Here is an 18045-nt window from a genome sequence, read left to right as displayed (position 1 = left end):
TACTAAGTACGGCATGTGCCATGAACATCGCCCATGCGCAGTCGTCGGTCACCCTTTACGGGATTATCGACGAAGCCATTCGCTTCGATAACCACCAGACCACGTCCGGCGGAAAGCTTTTCACCATGGGAAGCGGCGGCGAACTCTCGGGCAGCCGCTGGGGCCTGCAAGGGACGGAAGACCTGGGCGGTGGCCTGAAGGCGATCTTCCAGCTTGAAAACGGTTTCACGCCCAACACCGGGGTGACGCAGCAGTCGACCCCGTCAGGCGCCGTCCGGCTTTTTGGCCGCACAGCAATGGTTGGGCTGGTGTCGCCCTTCGGCACTGTCACGCTTGGCCGCCAGTACACGCTCGTGCATGAGATGGGTTACACGCACGACATCTATGCGTTCTCGAACTACACCGGGACCACGGGCTTCCAGGGTGCGGGGGAAACCGGCGGTGGGCGCCTCGACAATACGGCGCGCTATACCTCGCCGACCTGGGCCGGGTTTACGCTGCGCAGCGCCTACACGTTTGGCCAGACCGCGGGCAACGTCCATCAAAACTCTTCTCCTGCGGTCAGCCTGTCTTATGATCGCGGACCGCTCAGCGTGGGCGCCGCTTATCAGGTCATCAACGATATCGGCGGCCTGACGCCGTCGACCACGGCTTATGGCAGCACGTATTTCGGCATCACGATCCCTGACAGTTCGCAGAAGGTATTTACCGCGGGCGCGACCTATACGCTCGGCAACGCCAAGCTCTACGGCTCCTACATCTATAGCCACGTGTATCCGGCTGACTACAGGAATGATTCGTTCTCTGTTGCGGCAAGCTACTTCATCACGCCCTCGCTGCAGGTGATGCTGCCGTTTTATATCGACTTCCTGCATCACGCGAATACCAGCGGAACGCGGATCACGACCGGCCCGACGCTTGACTACCTCTTCAGCAAGCGAACCGATGTTTATGTTGGCGCGGACTACAACCACCTGACCGGCGCGTGGACCACGCTGGCAGGCAGCGCAGGTTCGAACCAACCCTTCTTCGGCCATAACTCGCTGTTCGAAGCGACGATCGGCCTGCGCCACAAGTTCTGATCGACTGATTGGCTTGCTGTCAATGCGCGCGGCTGAAGCCGTGCGCATCCAATCATAAGGCGAGCCTATCGGTCCAGATCGAATCGATCTTGTTCAAGCTGAAGACCCGGCCGTAGAGTGGTGCACACTCTACGCACCGCTCAACAAGGGGTTTTCTCCATGCATGCACTCGTGATTCACGCGCCGCTGGATTTGCGAATCGAAGATGTTCCCACTCCCGAACCGGAAGCGCATCAACTGCTGATTCGCATCCGCGCCGGCGGCATCTGCGGTTCTGATCTCCATTATTTCAATCACGGCGGCTTCGGGACCATTCGCATCAAGGAACCGATGGTGCTCGGGCACGAGGTATCAGGCGTGGTCTCCCGCGCAGGCGCAGAGGTCACCGACATGCCCGTCGGCACGCGCGTGGCGATCAGTCCCAGCCAGCCTTGCGGACAGTGCGAGTATTGCCAGCAAGGTCTGCAGAACCACTGCCTCGACATGCGCTACTACGGCAGCGCAATGCGTACGCCGCACGTCCAGGGTGCGTTTCGCCAGGAGATTGTGATTAATAGATCGCAGGCACACGTTGTGTCGGATGCGCTGAGCGATGCCGAAGCCGCCATGGCCGAACCACTGTCGGTTGCGCTTCATGCGGTACGCCGCGCGGGACCATTGCTTGGCAAGCGTGTACTGGTCACAGGATGCGGTCCGATCGGCGGGTTGATTGTCGCGGCAGCGCGACGCGCCGGCGCCGCGCATATCGTGGCGACCGACGTCAATGAATTGCCTCTTGAAAGCGCGCGTGCGGTCGGCGCCGACCAGACGTTCAACATCTTGCAGACACCCGATGCGCTCCTGCCCTTCGCCGCAGGCAAAGGCACGTTCGACGTGCTGTTCGAAGCCAGCGGCAACGCGTCGGCATTGCGTGGCGCATTCGATGCAATCCGGCCGCGTGGCATCATCGTCCAGGTAGGTCTCGGGGGCGATGTGCCGCTGCCAATGAATGTGATCGTGGCCAAGGAATTCGACTTGCGCGGCGCATTCCGGTTTCATGAGGAGTTTGCCGTCGCCGTTGAACTGCTCAACAAACAGTTGATCGATACCAAGCCGCTGATATCCGATGTCTTCTCTTATCGCGATTCGCTCAAGGCTTTTGAAACCGCGAACGACCGCTCCAAAGCGATGAAAGTCATCGTGGATTTCGCATAACCCGAGGCTCCCCCACGCTCCACCGCTGCGGAACCTGGCGAAGCTCCCGGGTGGGCGCAATGTCCGCCCCAGGCCGCAGCGGCGAACTACAATAGGCCTTTGGCATGCTGGACAAGCTGTCCGGCGCCGTCTCAAGTGCTCAACCACTGAGACGGTGAACGCCAATCGAGCCCGGGAGCGTGTGAAAAGCCATGCCAGTTTCTTTAGATCACGATCTGCATTCCCTTAGGCTGTTCCTCGTCGTGGCAGAGACAGGCAGCCTGACCAAGGCGGCCGACCAGACATCCCTCACGCTATCCGCTGTCAGCAAGCGCATTTCGGACCTGGAGAAGAGGATCGACTGCCAGTTGCTGACGCGCATGCCGCGTGGAATCGAATTGACCGCGGCCGGCCGCGGTCTGGTTGTTCACGCGCGTCAGGTGCTCGATCGCGTCAGTCGCATGGTCCACGACATGAACGACTTTGCTGTGGGTGTACGGGGACATGTACGCGTTTGGGCGAATACGTCGGCCATTATCCAGTTCATTCCGCAAGACATGCACGCGTTCCTGTCGAACACGAGCGCCGTCAAGATTTCGATTGAAGAAAAACTGAGCGGAGAGATTATCAAAGCCGTCGGCGAAGGTACTGCCGACATCGGGATTTTTGCGGACAACGTACCCGCACCGGGTATCGACAAGGAAGTTTACCGGCAGGACCGGCTTGTATTGCTGGTGCCAGTGGGTCACCCGCTCGCAGCGTCCACCGAGGTATCGTTCGTCGAAACGCTTGATTACGAATACGTGGGCTTGAGCGACGGAAGCTCGCTGCTCGCCCGGCTAACCAACGCCGCGTTCGCGTACGATCGCGTCCTGAACCTCCGTATCCAGGTCAGGAGCTTCGACGCAATCTGCCGCATGATCGAGCAGGGTCTTGGCATTGGTATCCTGCCCGAGGGCGCGGTACGAGCCGAAATCCTCGAAGCGGGTTTGAGGGCGGTGTACCTGACCGACGCCTGGTCCAGGAGAACCCTTTTCATAGGCGCCAAATCCCGCGACCTGCTCTCACCCGAGGCCAGGCGATTCTTCGACTTCATGACAACAAGCGCCTGAGCGCATTTCCGCGAGGCTTTCCTAACCGGAAAGGGTCCTTGAAAATCAATTGATTCTCAACTTGCTCGATTTGTCCCAGGATGAACGCATAAAACGTTCAATCCGGAGACAGCACAGTGGAATCGCCCCTCGATAGCGTCCGTGTCCTCGCGCTGAGCCAACCGGCCGCGGCAGGATCCTTGCCGAGTTCGGCGCTCATACGATCAAGATCAAGCCATCCGCCGCGGGAAAACCGCTACCGGGCGTTGTATCCAGGTCAATGGGGATAGTTGGCCCGACCGAGCGCCCCGCACCCGAAATAAACGCGTGAATCAATGATGTTTTATCAATTTTAATATCATTCAGTATCACGAAATTACCAGCTTGAGATTATTGCTTACCCCTCGTGCTCCCCGCCACGCAGATGACGAGTTACCACCCAATGCGCGCTCTCTAACCGGTCTTTGCGAACCGGGGAGATCGCTGTTCAAATACCTGAGGAGACGGCATGAGCAGCAACAATATAGACCTTAGCGATGGCGCACCCGTCCATTCCGCAATTCCTTTGCCCAGCGCTCACGCCACCACCGGCGCAAACGCGACGCTTACATTGGGAGACTGGATGGACAATCTGCCGGTGGGCTCACTGCATCGGTTTGTGGCAGGCGTTATCGGCATCGGCCTGTTCTTCGACATGTATGAAATCTTCCTCGTCAGCTCGATCGGCGCGGCGCTGCAAGGCGAATACGGTATCGACAAACATAGTATCGGCTTCAAGCTGCTGCTCGCCTCAGCCTTTATTGGAATGTTCCTTGGTTCATTGTGCCTGGGCACCATGGCTGACCGCATTGGCCGGCGCAAGACGTTCTTGTTCAACCTGATCTGGTATAGCGCGTTTTCCCTGATCGGCGCGTTCTCCGTGAATGCCGGGATGCTCGTAATCTGCCGCGTCCTGACCGGCATTGGCGTCGGCGCAATCTATCCCGTTGCCGACAGCTTCTTATCCGAGATCCTGCCTAAGGAACGAAGGGGACGACTGGCCGCGTGGGCATATACCACGTCGTATGTTGCGGTGCCATTGGTCGGATTCCTGGCGGTGTGGCTGAATCCGCTGCACATAGGCGTAGTGGCTGGATGGCGTGTCATTCTGGTCATTGGCAGCCTGGGCGCTGTCCTCGTCTTGCTGGTCCAGCATAAGCTGCCTGAAAGCCCACGCTGGCTCCTTTCGCAGGGCCGGGTGCAGGAAGCCCACGCGATGCTCCGCAGATTCGCGGAAAGTGCCGGCGTAACCATCTCTTCAATTTCCCCCGAAACAACGACCAACCGGAAGCCGATGACATTACGCGAGCGCATGGCGTTGCTCTGCTGCCCTCCTTACAACAAGCGCTATGTAATGCTCACCATTTTTCATCTGCTCCAGGGATTTGGCTATTATGGTTTCGGCACACTAGCCAGCACGGTGGTCAAAAGCCGAGGTTATGACGTAACCGACGGAACACTTTTCATGGCCATTTCGTTCCTTGGTTATCCATTCGGATCCTTGCTTTCCATCCCTCTGCTCAACTGGATCGAACGCCGTACGCTGGTGATCACAGCCATATTGACCATCGCTGTCTTTGGGTTGGGTTTTGCTTATTCGAGAAACTCCGCATTGATCGTATTTTTCGGATTTTTGACGACGTGCGCCTCGAATGTGTTCAGCAATGCGTACCATGTGTATCAATCCGAGATCTTCCCGGCGAGCGTGCGCTCAACGGCTATTGGCAGTACCTATTCGTTGTCGCGGATCGTCAGCGGAGTATTGCCTTTCATATTGCTTCCAGTACTGAACCAGCAGGGCGCGGGGGCAATGTTCGGCATTATTGCTACGGCATTGTTCATCGTTGCGGTTACCGTGCGGGCGCTCGGTCCTTTGACCACACGCCGCAGCCAGGACGACATCAACCCGGTCTGAGCCGACTGCCCCTCCCCTTATCCTCATAAGTAACCCCTAACCGGTTGCGACAGGCTTTCTGCATGGGAAAGGGTTCTTGAAAATCCATTGATTTTCATCTCGCACGCTTTGTCGCAAGATGAGTGCATAAATCGTTCAGTATGGAGACAGCGTAATGAAGAAGCCTCTCGACGGAGTCCGCGTGCTTGAAATGGGCCAGCTGATCGCAGGGCCGTTCGCGGGCAAGATGCTTGCCGAATTCGGCGCTCATGTGATCAAGATCGAGCCGCCGGTCACGGGGGACCCCCTGCGCAAATGGCGCCTGCTTCATGAAGGCACCTCGGTCTGGTGGGCCGCTCAATCGCGTAACAAGGAATCGGTCACGCTTGACCTGCGTTCGCCGGAAGGACAGGACGTAATACGGCGCCTGGTCGCGCAATCCGATGTTCTTATCGAAAATTTCCGACCCGGAACGCTCGAAGCCTGGGGGCTCGGATGGGACGCGCTGCACGCGTTGAATCCGGGCCTGATCATGCTGCGCGTGTCGGGATATGGCCAGACGGGGCCCTACCGTGATCGCCCGGGCTTCGGCGTGGTAGCCGAGGCCATGGGCGGTTTGCGGCACCTTAGCGGCGAACCCGGTCGTACGCCGGTCAGGGTCGGGATATCGATTGGCGACTCGTTGTCGGCGTTACATGGTGTGATCGGCATCCTGCTTGCTCTTCGGCACCGCGACCAGAACGGCGGCGATGGCCAGATGATCGACGTCGCCTTGTATGAGTCGGTCTTCAACATGATGGAGAGCCTGCTCCCTGAGTTCTCGACGTTCGGCGTCGTTCGGCAAGCGGCGGGAAGCAGCCTGCCGGGCATCGCGCCAACCAACGCCTACAAGTGCCGCGACGGCAAATACGCGCTCATTGCGGGCAATGGCGACAGCATTTTCCGCCGGCTGATGGAACTGATTGAACGCCCCGATCTCGCCGCTGACCCGGTGCTCGCGCAAAACGATGGCCGGGTAAAGAACGTCGAGCGGCTGGATGCCGCTATTGGTGAATGGACCTCGATGCACAGCCTCGACGAGGTCCTCGCGGCCTTGAACGAAGCCCGCATACCCGCGGGCAAGATCTACGACATCGCGGATATTGCCGGCGACCCGCACTATCACGCACGCGACATGATCCTGGACTCCGAACTGCCCGACGGCACACCCGTCAAACTGCCGGGAATCGTGCCGAAGCTGAGCGAGACACCCGGAACAGTCGAACGCCGCGCACCCGAGCTGGGGCAGCATACCGACGAGATCCTGGCAACCGTCGGCATTGACACCCCCACTCGTGACGCCTGGCGCGAACGTGGCATCATTTAGAAAGGACTCCATCATGTCTCAGAGAAAACGTTTGTATATCCAGGAAGTCGCCACGCGGGATGGCTTCCAGAACGAAAAGCAGTTTGTTGATACCGATGCGAAGATTGCACTGATCGACGCGTTGAGCGAATGCGGTTATGCAAAGATCGAAGTGACGTCGTTCACCTCGCCGAAAGCGATCCCCGCGTTGCGCGACGCTGAAGCCGTCATGCACGGCATCGCGCGCAAACCCGGAATTGTCTATACCGTTCTCGTGCCCAATGTGCGTGGTGCGGAGCGTGCGCTCTCCAGCGGAGTCGACGAAGTCAACCTCGTGATGTCGGTCAGCGAAAGCCATAACCGCGCGAACCTTCGCATGAGCCGCGAGCAGTCATTTGCGCAGTTGCGTGACGTGATCAACGTCGTCAAGGCTACCCCTGTAGCAATCAATGTGTCGCTTTCGACTGCAATGGGTTGCCCGATGGAAGGAGACATTGCGAAAGAAGAAGTGCTCGGCTGGATGCACCGCTTCGCCGACCTCGGCGTGCATGGCATCACCCTCTGCGACACGACCGGCATGGCGTTTCCATCGCAGGTGGGCGACTTGTGCCGCAGCGCGCGCGACTCGTTCAGTGCGCTCGAGCTGACGCTGCACTTTCACAACACGCGGAGCATGGCGCTCGCGAATACGCTCGCCGCCCTCGACGCGGGCATCGACCGTTTCGATTCATCGCTGGGCGGTCTTGGCGGTTGTCCTTATGCGCCGGGTGCAACCGGCAACGTTTGCACTGAAGAGCTCGTGCATATGCTCGAACTGGACGGCTACGACACGAGCATCGACCTTGATCGTGTGCTGGTGGCATCGGCGCAACTGCCCGGGCTGATCGGCCACGATGTCCCGAGCCAGTTGCTGAAGGCAGGACGGCGCCTTGACCTTCACCCCATGCCCCCCGCCGAGACTGTGCCCGAACAACACGCGTTTGCAAAGGAAGGTAGCTGACATGCCGTTCATCGACCATCTGGATCATCTCGTCCTGACTTGCATCGATATTGAAGCGACAAAACGTTTTTACACCCATGTGATGCAAATGCAGTTGCAGACTTTTGGTGAAGGCCGCTACGCGTTGCGCTTCGGCAATCAGAAGATCAATCTGCACGAGCGCGGCCACGAGTTCGAGCCAAAAGCCCACTTGCCCGTCCCCGGCGCGCTCGACCTGTGCTTCATTGCAGGGGTACCGCTTGACGACGTGGTCGCGCACCTGAAGCAATGCGAGTGGCCGATTCTGGAAGGCCCGGTCGAGCGAACCGGCGCAACCCAAAAAATCCTCTCCGTCTATGTTCGCGACCCCGACCTGAACCTGATCGAGATATCGGAACTGATGGGATGACAACGACTCTTGAGACCGGACCGCAATGAACGTTGTCATTCTCGACGCCGGCACGCTCCCGGTCCCGGTTACTCGTCCCGCATGGGCAACAGGCTGGGTCGAACATTCATCGACGCAACCCGGTCAGGTGGTCAATGTTTTAAGCGATGCAACCATAGCGATAACCAACAAGGTTCCGATCCAGCGTGCAGACCTGCAGCGCCTGCCCCGCTTGCGCTTCATTTGCCTCGCTGCTACAGGCTACGATTGCATCGATATTGACGCATGCCGCGAACAGGGGATCGTTGTGTCGAACGTTCCCGGATATTCGGCGCAAAGCGTCTCCGAGTGGGTTATCGCTTCCATTTTCGCTTTACGTCGCAACTTGCTTGAGTACCACGCGCTTGCCCTGGAGAAGTGGGCATCCTCTCCATCATTTTGCGTGCATGGAGCGCCTATTCTAGACATAGCCGGGACAACGCTTGGCATTGTTGGACGAGGAGCGATCGGACAAGCAACCGCGCGCCTTGCCGGAGCGATCGGAATGAACGTGATTTACGCAGAGCACCGGGGGCGTGCTGAAGCGCGTGCGGGTTTTCTTCCTTTCGACGAAGTCATGAAACGCGCCGACGTCCTGTCATTGCACTGCCCGCTCACCGACCAGACGCGGAACCTCATTGGCCGGGACGGGATAGCTTTGCTGAAGCCCGGCGCAATGCTCGTCAATAGCGCGCGTGGCGGGCTTGTGGATACCCCGGCACTGCTGGATGCCCTCGCGAGCGGCCGCCTTGGAGGGGCGGCGCTGGACGTGCTGCCCCAGGAACCTCCGGACGTCATGGACCTTGTGCTTGATCGCTTCCATCGAAACCTGATCGTGACGCCGCATATCAGTTGGGCCGCAACGAACGGCGCACAACGACTGAACAAGGGCATCGCGGAAAACCTGAACGCTTTTGATTCGGGTACGCCGATCAATGTCGTGTCCGATACGCGCCCTCCCGATCAGGAAACGAGGCTCCCCGCACGGAAAATGTAATCGCGTCTTCCGCCTGTTTGGCCTTGATCGTTCCGGAATACGTGCCGGCGCCGAGCGTGGCCGCAACCCGCTGACCGCACCCGCCGGCGCATTCGGTCTTCCGATGCAATCCTAATGCTGATCGGCCTCTTCTGGCCTGGTTTAACGTTTGCCTGTTTGCAGAAAATGATTGTTCTGGCACGTCTCGGCACAGACCCGCTACCCCCTCCCGAATCGATTTTTTTGTTGCGCAAGCATCGCTAAAGAGTTTGAAAAAGAAGTCGATATTGCATCTGTAACACATAAATATTGGCGAAGCGCTTGCGCGCCTGAGAAATAGAATTCGGGGGGCTACATTGAATCAGGAATCGTTATCCAGACTGCGGACGGTCGCCCCGGGCGAAGTCATCTACTCGGAAGGCTATATCGGAACTTCGGCTATCTATGTCATTGCCGAAGGAAAAGTCGAGATCTCGGCGAAATGCGACGACAGGCGTGTTGTCCTCGCGACCCTTGGCAAGGGGGAGTGCTTCGGAGAGTCGGCATTGTTGCCGTCCGAGCCACGCGGGTCGACGGCGAAGGCGCTTAGCTTCTGCCGGCTGAGCGTGGTCGAAGCAAAGATCGTGGAAGAAGAACTCGAGCGCGTCTCGCCGCTCCTTCGCCACTTGATGCGCACGCTGATCCGCCGGAACAAAAGAAAGGACGAGCTTCTCGCGACCTACACGAACGCTGACTTCCTGCCCGGCATAGTCTCCTACGCTCACGTGCTCAGCTTGATGGCAGGCGGTGTAAATCGGGAAGCTCGCGGCCGCCGGCTGCAATCCGATGACGTGTCAATCGCACTTACCGAAGTCTGCAAGCGGTGCCAGGCAGTTGCAGGCCATCCTCGCGTGCATGTCATGGCCATGCTCAAACGCATGGAGAAACTCAACCTCGTCATACTCGAGTCGGGCCGCCCTGACTTTCTCGGCAACGCACCGGCTCCCGCCGCGGACGACACCATCAGCCGCCAGGTTGTCACCTTCGACCCCGTGCGGATCATTGAACGTGCTCAACGAGTGGGTGACCACGATCTTGATATTTCGATCGCCAGCGAACTGGAGCTGATAGAACTGTCAGATCTCGAAGCGCTGATCGGCGTCGAGAGACAGGTGATACTCGACAAGCTCTCGCGCGCGGAAATTGCCGATGACATCTTCGCTTTCCGGCGAACCAAGGTACTGACGTACATCGAAAAGAACGGCGTAGCTTACTTCTCCAAGAAGAAGGCACGACCGGTCACCGAACTCGAATCGCTTACGGACCTCGATCTCATTGACGACCGGACGCTGTTCGATGCCGTCAGCGCGTTCGATACCTACGATCTCGCGAAACTGCTCGCCTCGACGACGGACCATACGGTTTCCGAGCGGCTGCTTTCAGTCATGACAAAGGCACGGCAGAGCGAGACGGCGTGGATCATGCGTCGTGAACTCGTGACCAATCCTCTCGAGATACAGGACATTGAAGAACGCTTCATTCAACTGGTCAAGTCGATAAAAGCCGGGCCCGCAGCCGACTCCGCCGAACAGCGTTCGGTCGGAACCTGACTCATCGAACACAGTCACCGTCGTCAAAAAGATAAACGAGAGATCGAATGGACATCCTAACGCTGTGCGGAGCGCTGGTCGGTATCGTCGCCATCGTGGCCGGATTCACCCTGGAAGGCGGCCATTTCCTGACTCTATTTCAGGTAGAAGCCATTGTCATTGTGCTGGGCGGCACGATCGGCGCCGTGATGGTCCAGAACACGTGGGCCAAATTCTCGGCAGGGGTGAAGCAACTCGGCATGGTCTTCACCAAGGCCAAGCCGATAGACCGCGAAAACCTGACCATCCTGCTCGAATGGGGTCATAAAGCGAAAGTGGAAGGGATGCTCGCATTCGAAACCATCGATCCCGAAGGCATCAGCCCCTTCGCCAAGAGAGGACTCGAGCTGATCGCCAACGGCGTGCCGACTGCCGTGATCGAGGATGCGTTGCAAAGAGAACTCGACGCGTATGAGCGCAACCAGATGGCCGCCGCGCGGATATGGCTGCAGGCCGGTGGTTATGCCCCTACCTTCGGCATCCTGGGCGCGGTGCTGGGCCTGGTTCAGGTAACGGGGCACCTTCTGGAACCTGCTCTGCTTGGCCAGGGTGTCGCGGTCGCTTTTATCACGACGCTGTACGGACTGGCTCTTGCCAATATCCTGTTGCTGCCCATCTACGGAAAAATCAAGGCAAGAATAGATAGCGAATTGCGATTCAAGAAATTGTACTTTGACGGCTTGCTTGCGATCTCCCGCAAGGAGTCTCCGCAGTTGATCGAAGCCCGGCTGGTGGCGGATATTACTTAGCGGCACATGTGAGCCAGGTCGCTTAACCCACGCCACTTTCTATCTGAAGATCATGTCCTCAGTCACGACCAAGCCTAATCCCAAGTTCGACGACGACGCCGAGATACTCGCCGAGCGATGGTTGATATCGTACTCGGATCTCGTGACCACCCTGATGGTGCTGTTCATCGCGCTATACGCAATGCAGCTGGCTCAGCATCGGGAAACCGAAAGTAAAAGTCTCACGCTTACACCGGTCGAGAAGCAAGGCGCAAGCGACGCCCATGCTCAAGCATCCCAAACTGCAGCGCTGAAACAGGTCCAGGCGTCCAGGAGAGAATTGATCGCAGCTTTAAAGGTCCTGCGCGACAAGCAGGAAATCCTCGTTCACGAAACCGCGCGCGGTGTCGAAATCGAAATCAATGCGAAGATACTTTTTCGCTCGGGTGAAGCCCATTTGATGCAGGATTCAAACGCGGTGCTGGATCAGGTGGCGACGGCGCTCAAGGAGCATTCGGCACAGCAGATCCTGGTGGAAGGACACACGGATTCCGTACCCATATCCACGGCGAAATACGAGTCCAATTGGGAGCTTTCGTCCGCGAGAGCCGGCTCGCTCGTCCGGTTCCTGGTCGATCGGGGCATTGAGCCACACCGCCTCGCGGCTATCGGCCGCGCGGACAATATCCCCGCTGTGATAGGGGACGACGCCTATGCACGCGCAGCCAATCGTCGTGTGGTGATCGTCGTGCAATACGATGTTCCGGGTACACCTCAGTAGACCCGCGCGAATAGCGACTCGACGTCAACCACCCGGCGCCGGCAACGAACCGGCTCAGGCGTTGCCGATCCGCGGCCCTGGCAGTGGGCACTCCACCGGGCGATTCGTTATGGCGTGCGGCACGAATGCATTACCCGATTCGTGGAAACCGCGTTGTCCGATCATAGGGTCGTGCGCCTCGAATCTGCGGCGAATCATCCGTGGCACGAACACCATGCCGATCACATACATCATCGGTGCGCCTGCAATGGGTTGCGAGACCAGCGCGGTAATCAATAACGGTGCGCATGCTGCGATCTTCTTCCAGTCCCTGCCGGGTCCCAGCCTGAAACCGGAAAGCAGGAGCACCTTGCAGATGAACCCGAACAGCCCGATCATCCCGAGTTCCGCAAGCAGGCAAATGCCGTCATTCCTGCCAAGGCTGGAGTAGAGGCCATTGCCAAGCGGATTACGGCGCACATCTTCAAGACCCCGTTCAATCGACATGGAGCGGTCGGACAGCGAGGAACCGTGTGTGACCGCCTTGTCTTCCAGGCCAATATAAGGTGTGTACATGGAGACGGGATAAACGAGGGCAATCATCGCCGCCGTCAGCACGACACGCCAGGCCCGAACCCGCGTGCCCGAGAACAGGAAAATGGAGCCAATGGTCATCGCAAGCAAGGCGACACCCAGTGACGAGAACGCGCAGATCGTTCCGCCTGCAAGACCGAACATGACGACTTTCGAGCGCCGCGTAAAAGCCTCATAGGCCAGGCAAAAGCAGGCCACCCCTTGATAAATCCCGGCTTCCCGGAAGAATGCGCAATAACGGTCGAGCTTCACGGCGCCCGAAACATAGTCGCCGTACAGCATGGAAAACGGGAAGTAGACGGCGCCGGTCGAGGTCTGTTGATGCAGCGTGGCTTCGGTATAGCCCTTGACGTCGATCGAGAACAGGAACAACGATTCCTTGCCACCGAGTATGGCCGACAGCGCGACGGTGATAACGCTGGAAAGTCCAAGTAGCGCGATGACCGTGCACAAGGTCCTGAAAAACTTGCGATTAGCGTCCACGTCCATGAGAAACGCGCCGTAAGCCAGCACGATTATCCCGCTGGTAATGAACTCCTTGAGCACCCAGTCGAGTTGCGACTTCTCGAAGAAGATCGAGATTGGACAGATGTACAGCCAGTAAAGGCCCAGCAAGCTGAGCAGAGTCGCAATATCCCAGCGAATGGCCGAATTGGAGTAGCGCGTTTTCTTGAAGTTGTGCAGCAGGTGCAGGCCGACAAGAGGCAGCGCCAGCGCCATGCCCAGGGGTGTGTAGGTCTCCCCGAGCGCTGTCGGACGCATCAAGAACAGGTTGAGAACAAGGCCTATGCTCACCAGGCTGGTGACGTCTGGCATGTTTATCGAGAATCGTCGCATCGACATCTTTATTTGCCGCCATCGTTGGTTTCTTGAACAGTCAGGGGATCGGGCAACGGTGTCGATCGATACGTCAGATCATTAGCTGCGAGGTACGTCGCCGGGTCCTTTGGAGAACGAATGTCTTTACGTGCCCCGAATGCTAATGAGCTTTTTAATTAATCAACGTAGGCTGGCGTACGTAGAGCGCTCGAATAATGCCCTTACGCTCTTGGCGCGGCCTTGCCGGAAAAACCAACGGCTCTCTAGCACCAGTTGTTTGCACTGAGGAACCTTGGGCTTGCCGCACTATGTGCGGCAAGCAACAGACTGCTGATTGACCAGTCGTTCCTGAACCCGAGAATCGGGCGGAGGCATATAAGGGGATAGGATCGAGGACCTGCTTACGGATCCTCTTTTCACACCGTGGCAACGCCGGCCATGTCGGGCTGGACCGTTGTCAAATGCTTTGAGTAGCTCGCTCGCCGGAACGGCGTAGGCCAATGTGCCGCGACCATCCTCTTGTCACACGTTATTTCAGGCCGCAGCCGGCTAGATCCTTACGTCTGGACCACGGTGACAAGCCGAGCGCAGCGTTCATCCACGGCGCGCGGCTTCTCGGCACATCAAGGTCCAATGCTATTCAACGCGATGCGGCAACATCCGCATGCACCGGAGCGCGCCAGCAGAGACCGATGACGACACCAAGCACGCACAGTCCGGCGATATACCAGGCCGGCGCCATGACGATTCCCTGACGCCCCACCATATACGAAGCAACAGCAGGCGCGGTGCCGCCGAAGATCGCGTAAGCGGTGTTGTACGACAGCGCAAAGCCCGTGAAGCGCACTTCCGGCGGGAAGCTCTTGACAATGATGTACGGTCCGAGCGTGATGGTGCCGATCAGGAATCCCCCTGCAATATAGAGGGGCCACACAGCACTGCTTCCGGAACCCAGTGCGAAGTAGAAGGCGCCCGTCACCGCCAGCATCGCCACGCTGCCCAGTGCGTACGCGCGGCCACCGCCAATCTTGTCTGCAGCCCAGCCTGCGACCGTGCTGCCCATGATCAACCCGAAGATGGACCACGAGTTGTTCGTGAAGACGGCTTTCGCCTCGTAGTGAAACTGCGATTGCAGGAAGGTCGGCGTGTACAGGAAATAGAGTACGAAGATCCCGGAGAAGACCCACGTGGCCAGCAGCGATACCGCAATCGCACCGCGGTGATGCCTGAGGACGACGGACAGCGGCAAACGCGGGTCGGCGGCGCGCTTGGCGCGCAAGGCCTCGAAGACAGGCGTTTCGTGCAGATAGCGGCGCAGGTACACGGAGATCAGCCCAAAGACCCCGCCGGCAATAAACGGCATGCGCCAGCCCCAGCTCTTCAGGCTCTCGGCGTCGAGATTACCCATCAAGTACTTTGCACTCAACGCGCCGAGCAGGATGCCGGTGCAAAGCCCCGACATCAGGAGGCCACACGCAAGACCCACGCGGTCACGCCGGACATGTTCCGAGCAGAAGATCCACGCGCCTGGCACTTCGCCGCCCACTGAAAGACCCTGAAGAATCCGACATAGCAGGAACAGCAGCGGCGCGACCATTCCGAGCATTGCGTAACTGGGCAGCAGACCGATCAGCAGCGTAGGAAACGCCATCAGGAACAGGCTGAGCGCGAACATCTTCTTGCGGCCGATCTTGTCGCCGAAGTGAGCGAAAAAGATCCCCCCGATCGGACGAACAAGATAGCCCGCGGCGAAGATACAGAACACCTCGAGCTGAGCAAGCCACTCCGGTGTGTGCGGGGGAAAAAACACGGTGGCCAGCAACTTGGTAAAAAATACGGCGACGATGAAATCGTAGTACTCAAGTGCCCCGCCCAGCGAGGCGAGACCCAGCGTCTTGATATCGCTCCAGGACATTGACCGCTGCCCCAGGGCCGCCTCATTCGATCTGGCAGGTGTAGTACTCATTGTTGGCTCCAAACAAGTGAAACTTCAAAGTGAAAGTTCACGCCTGGCAAATCTGTCGTCCGAGAACTTATCAGCATACTGACGATATGGACATGGGTTCAGTCGCTGACGAGCACGCTGGTCGATATCCTTGCGTGACGCTTCTTAAGTTAACTCTTAAGCTGAGGGGAAAACCTGTCTTCGACGACGGTCCGGCAACTTGGCTGTAAAATCATCAGCGCACTGACAGATAACTTTTTATCCGGAAAAAAAACCAATTGCAACAGGGGTTCCCCTAAAGCTTGCACGGACCAGAAGGTAACGAAACAATCTCACTCGCTCGGAGCTTCACGGCATCATGCAAGTGCGAGTTACACTTGACCTGAACGACAGGATTTATTGGAAAGGATGAATATGGGCACAGTTACGGAGAAGAAAGCTGCCGTCTCGAATCCAACGATCGAGACCGGTCACTTATGGCAGCGCCCGGGCTTCCTGATCCGGCGTCTCAATCAGATCCACGTCGCGCTGTTCTTCGAAAGCTGCAAGGACTTTGCAATCACTCCGGTTCAATATGGCTTGCTGACGACGCTGAGCGAGCGTCCCGGGCTCGACCAGACGTCGCTGTGTGCGGAAGTCGGCGTCGACCGCACTACCATGGCGGACGTTCTCCGGCGCCTCGAAGAGCGCGGGCTGGTCAAGCGCGAACCCAGTCCTGATGACGGACGCCAGAAAATTGCAAACATCAGCGTCAAGGGCCGACGTGTGATGAACGAAATGTACGAGAGCATGCGCGACGCGCAGGTCCGGTTCCTGGCGCCGCTGGCCCCCGAAGAGCGCATTGAATTCGTCCGCATGATGATGCAACTGGTCGAAGGCAACAATCAGTACGGCCGCACGTTGCTCAAGCATTTTGACTGAAGAGCCGGCGTGGTTTCACGGCTGAACCTGCTTCACTGCGAGATATCCCGGCGAAATGTTTCGGGAACGAAGAGCACGCCGACGATTAGCGACACCCCTGCAATCACGATCGGGTACCACAGGCCGAAATAGACGTTCCCGCTTTCGACGGCCATGGCGGAAACCACAAATGGCAACATCCAGCCGAACCAGCCCGATCCGAGATGGAACGGCAGCGACAGTGAGGTGTAGCGAATTCGCGCGGGAAAGAGCTCGACCATGAATGCCGCCATCGGGCCGTAGATCATGGCGAGATAGACAATCAGCAACCACATCAGAAAGACTACCGCAGGCGCGTTGATCTGCGACGGGTCCGCGTGCCGCATCCAGCCCGCGGCCAGCAGTGCATGCTCCAGATTCTCCCGATCGCTGCCGTGCACGGTCACGTCGCCAATGGTCGTTGTTATCGACTCCCCTGCCTGCAACGGCACCTTCTTGTACGAGACTCCCGACGCACTCAGGAACGAGCGGATGCGGTCGCATTCGGTCTTTGGCGCGGCGAACAGGGAAAAGTGACAGTCGTCCGCATGAACGGTCACCGGCGAGGTTTTCTGGAATATCTCCAGTCGTGGGTTCGCGTAATGCGTCAGCGCGTGAAAGATGGGCTGGGTGGTCAGGGCAAGCAAAAGGCAGGCGCTCATCATGATCCACTTGCGCCCGATGCGATCCGAAAGCCAGCCGAATATCAGGTAGAACGGAAAGACGCATACCAGCGCAATAGCCAGGTAAAGGTTCACTGTGTCGGGTGCAACCTTTAACGTGTTCTGCAGGAACACCATCGAATAGAAGTGGCCGGTACCGAACACAACGCCCACACCGGACGCTGTGCTGAACAGCATGATAAGCACGTACTTGAGATTTTCCCACTTGCCGAAGCCCTCGTTGATCGGAGCTTTGGACAGTTTTCCCGCCTGTTTCATCCCTTGAAAGGTCGGAGACTCCGACAGCTTCGTTCTCAGGTAGATGGATATAATCAGTAATGCGATAGAAATTAGGAACGGCAGGCGCCAGCCCCAATCCTGGAATGATGCGCTGTCCATTGCGCTTCGGCTCGCGCTGACCACCGCAATGGACGAGAGCAAACCAAGCGTCGCGGTTGTTTGCAGCGAGCTTGTGTATAAACCACGGCGGCCTGCGGGAGAAGGCTCCGCGAGGTACGTAGCCGCTCCGCCCGTTTCGCCGCCCAGTGCAAAACCCTGCAATAACCGCAGGCATACAAGCAACAGCGGCGCCAGCATGCCGATCCTGGCGAACGACGGCAGCAGCCCGACACCAACCGTAGCGACACCCATCAGCACGATGGTCGCCATGAAGGTATATTTCCGGCCGATCCTGTCGCCCAGACGGCCGAAGAACAACGCGCCGAGCGGCCGTACCAGGAACCCGGCGCCGAAGGTGGCAAGACTGGCGAGCAGCGCTGTGGTGTCGTTACCACTGGGGAAGAAAAGCGTGCTGAATGTTCCAGCCAGCGCCGCATAGATATAAAAATCGTACCATTCGAGCAACGCCCCGAACGATGAAGCGACAATAAGCGTCAATTCGTGGCGCGTGACCGTGCGCCGCGATGGTTCTGACGTCGAGATGTCCATACTCACTCCTGGCGGC

At 58.2% G+C, this 18045-nt stretch carries 15 protein-coding genes; 12 read left to right on the top strand and 3 right to left on the bottom strand.

Annotation, left to right across the window (positions count from 1 at the left end):
• Nucleotides 1-20 precede the first annotated feature (20 nt).
• The 11 genes from ABH944_RS18975 (at nt 21) to ABH944_RS18925 (ending at nt 12143) form a co-directional block, all read left to right on the top strand.
• A complete protein-coding gene (locus ABH944_RS18975) occupies nt 21-1082 on the top strand; it encodes a porin (RefSeq protein WP_404608225.1) in 1062 nt (353 codons plus the stop codon).
• 159 nt (nt 1083-1241) lie between these two features.
• A complete protein-coding gene (locus ABH944_RS18970; RefSeq protein ID WP_404608223.1) occupies nt 1242-2276 on the top strand; it encodes an L-idonate 5-dehydrogenase in 1035 nt (344 codons plus the stop codon).
• 191 nt (nt 2277-2467) lie between these two features.
• The gene (locus ABH944_RS18965) at nt 2468-3367 is read left to right on the top strand and encodes a LysR family transcriptional regulator (RefSeq protein ID WP_404608221.1); all 900 of its coding nucleotides are present in this window, start codon (nt 2468-2470) and stop codon (nt 3365-3367) included.
• A 487-nt stretch (nt 3368-3854) separates the two neighbouring features.
• The gene (locus ABH944_RS18960; RefSeq protein WP_404608220.1) at nt 3855-5300 is read left to right on the top strand and encodes an MFS transporter; all 1446 of its coding nucleotides are present in this window, start codon (nt 3855-3857) and stop codon (nt 5298-5300) included.
• A 154-nt stretch (nt 5301-5454) separates the two neighbouring features.
• A complete protein-coding gene (locus tag ABH944_RS18955; protein WP_404608219.1) occupies nt 5455-6645 on the top strand; it encodes a CaiB/BaiF CoA transferase family protein in 1191 nt (396 codons plus the stop codon).
• A 13-nt stretch (nt 6646-6658) separates the two neighbouring features.
• Nucleotides 6659-7624: a hydroxymethylglutaryl-CoA lyase gene (locus ABH944_RS18950; RefSeq protein WP_404608217.1), complete on the top strand. Its 966-nt coding sequence runs from the start codon at nt 6659-6661 to the stop codon at nt 7622-7624.
• A gap of 1 nt (nt 7625) precedes the next feature.
• Nucleotides 7626-8012 carry a VOC family protein gene (locus ABH944_RS18945; RefSeq protein ID WP_404608215.1) on the top strand — a complete coding sequence of 129 codons (387 nt, stop codon included), beginning with the start codon at nt 7626-7628 and terminating at the stop codon, nt 8010-8012.
• A gap of 25 nt (nt 8013-8037) precedes the next feature.
• Nucleotides 8038-9027, top strand: coding sequence for a D-2-hydroxyacid dehydrogenase (locus ABH944_RS18940; protein WP_404608214.1), 990 nt, complete (start codon nt 8038-8040; stop codon nt 9025-9027).
• 335 nt (nt 9028-9362) lie between these two features.
• Nucleotides 9363-10595, top strand: a complete 1233-nt coding sequence (locus ABH944_RS18935) for a cyclic nucleotide-binding domain-containing protein (RefSeq protein ID WP_404608212.1) — start codon at nt 9363-9365, stop codon at nt 10593-10595.
• 47 nt (nt 10596-10642) lie between these two features.
• Nucleotides 10643-11383, top strand: coding sequence for a motility protein A (locus tag ABH944_RS18930; protein ID WP_404608211.1), 741 nt, complete (start codon nt 10643-10645; stop codon nt 11381-11383).
• A 52-nt stretch (nt 11384-11435) separates the two neighbouring features.
• Nucleotides 11436-12143, top strand: a complete 708-nt coding sequence (locus ABH944_RS18925) for an OmpA family protein (RefSeq protein ID WP_404608210.1) — start codon at nt 11436-11438, stop codon at nt 12141-12143.
• Between the two features lie 54 nt (nt 12144-12197).
• Here ABH944_RS18925 and ABH944_RS18920 read toward each other — a convergent pair whose 3' ends face one another.
• Nucleotides 12198-13532 (bottom strand): hypothetical protein, encoded by a 1335-nt coding sequence (locus ABH944_RS18920; protein WP_404608208.1) that lies wholly within the window; start codon nt 13530-13532, stop codon nt 12198-12200.
• Nucleotides 13533-14175: 643 nt separating this feature from the next.
• A complete protein-coding gene (locus tag ABH944_RS18915) occupies nt 14176-15501 on the bottom strand; it encodes an MFS transporter (RefSeq protein ID WP_404608207.1) in 1326 nt (441 codons plus the stop codon).
• Nucleotides 15502-15894: 393 nt separating this feature from the next.
• Here ABH944_RS18915 and ABH944_RS18910 point away from each other — a divergent pair, with 393 nt between their 5' ends.
• On the top strand, nt 15895-16401 hold the full coding sequence (locus ABH944_RS18910; protein ID WP_404608206.1) for a MarR family winged helix-turn-helix transcriptional regulator: 507 nt from the start codon (nt 15895-15897) through the stop codon (nt 16399-16401).
• Between the two features lie 32 nt (nt 16402-16433).
• On the opposite strand, the gene ABH944_RS18905 is transcribed toward ABH944_RS18910, so the two are convergent.
• The gene (locus tag ABH944_RS18905) at nt 16434-18029 is read right to left on the bottom strand and encodes an MFS transporter (protein ID WP_404608204.1); all 1596 of its coding nucleotides are present in this window, start codon (nt 18027-18029) and stop codon (nt 16434-16436) included.
• Between the last annotated feature and the right edge of the window lie 16 nt (nt 18030-18045).

Origin of the sequence: Caballeronia udeis (assembly GCF_044909315.1) — a bacterium.
Lineage (GTDB): Bacteria > Pseudomonadota > Gammaproteobacteria > Burkholderiales > Burkholderiaceae > Caballeronia > Caballeronia udeis_A.
This window is presented reverse-complemented; position numbering and strand designations above follow the sequence as displayed.

What these genes read in the sequence shown, in the direction of transcription:
- ABH944_RS18945 (WP_404608215.1), top strand. Translation starts at nt 7,626, where the DNA reads ATGCCGTTCATCGACCATCTGGATCATCTCGTCCTGACTTGCATCGAT.
- ABH944_RS18960 (WP_404608220.1), top strand. Translation starts at nt 3,855, where the DNA reads ATGAGCAGCAACAATATAGACCTTAGCGATGGCGCACCCGTCCATTCC.
- ABH944_RS18905 (WP_404608204.1), bottom strand. Translation starts at nt 18,029, where the DNA reads ATGGACATCTCGACGTCAGAACCATCGCGGCGCACGGTCACGCGCCAC.
- ABH944_RS18975 (WP_404608225.1), top strand. Translation starts at nt 21, where the DNA reads ATGAACATCGCCCATGCGCAGTCGTCGGTCACCCTTTACGGGATTATC.
- ABH944_RS18970 (WP_404608223.1), top strand. Translation starts at nt 1,242, where the DNA reads ATGCATGCACTCGTGATTCACGCGCCGCTGGATTTGCGAATCGAAGAT.
- ABH944_RS18950 (WP_404608217.1), top strand. Translation starts at nt 6,659, where the DNA reads ATGTCTCAGAGAAAACGTTTGTATATCCAGGAAGTCGCCACGCGGGAT.
- ABH944_RS18940 (WP_404608214.1), top strand. Translation starts at nt 8,038, where the DNA reads ATGAACGTTGTCATTCTCGACGCCGGCACGCTCCCGGTCCCGGTTACT.
- ABH944_RS18920 (WP_404608208.1), bottom strand. Translation starts at nt 13,532, where the DNA reads ATGCCAGACGTCACCAGCCTGGTGAGCATAGGCCTTGTTCTCAACCTG.
- ABH944_RS18910 (WP_404608206.1), top strand. Translation starts at nt 15,895, where the DNA reads ATGGGCACAGTTACGGAGAAGAAAGCTGCCGTCTCGAATCCAACGATC.
- ABH944_RS18925 (WP_404608210.1), top strand. Translation starts at nt 11,436, where the DNA reads ATGTCCTCAGTCACGACCAAGCCTAATCCCAAGTTCGACGACGACGCC.
- ABH944_RS18930 (WP_404608211.1), top strand. Translation starts at nt 10,643, where the DNA reads ATGGACATCCTAACGCTGTGCGGAGCGCTGGTCGGTATCGTCGCCATC.
- ABH944_RS18965 (WP_404608221.1), top strand. Translation starts at nt 2,468, where the DNA reads ATGCCAGTTTCTTTAGATCACGATCTGCATTCCCTTAGGCTGTTCCTC.
- ABH944_RS18955 (WP_404608219.1), top strand. Translation starts at nt 5,455, where the DNA reads ATGAAGAAGCCTCTCGACGGAGTCCGCGTGCTTGAAATGGGCCAGCTG.
- ABH944_RS18915 (WP_404608207.1), bottom strand. Translation starts at nt 15,501, where the DNA reads ATGAGTACTACACCTGCCAGATCGAATGAGGCGGCCCTGGGGCAGCGG.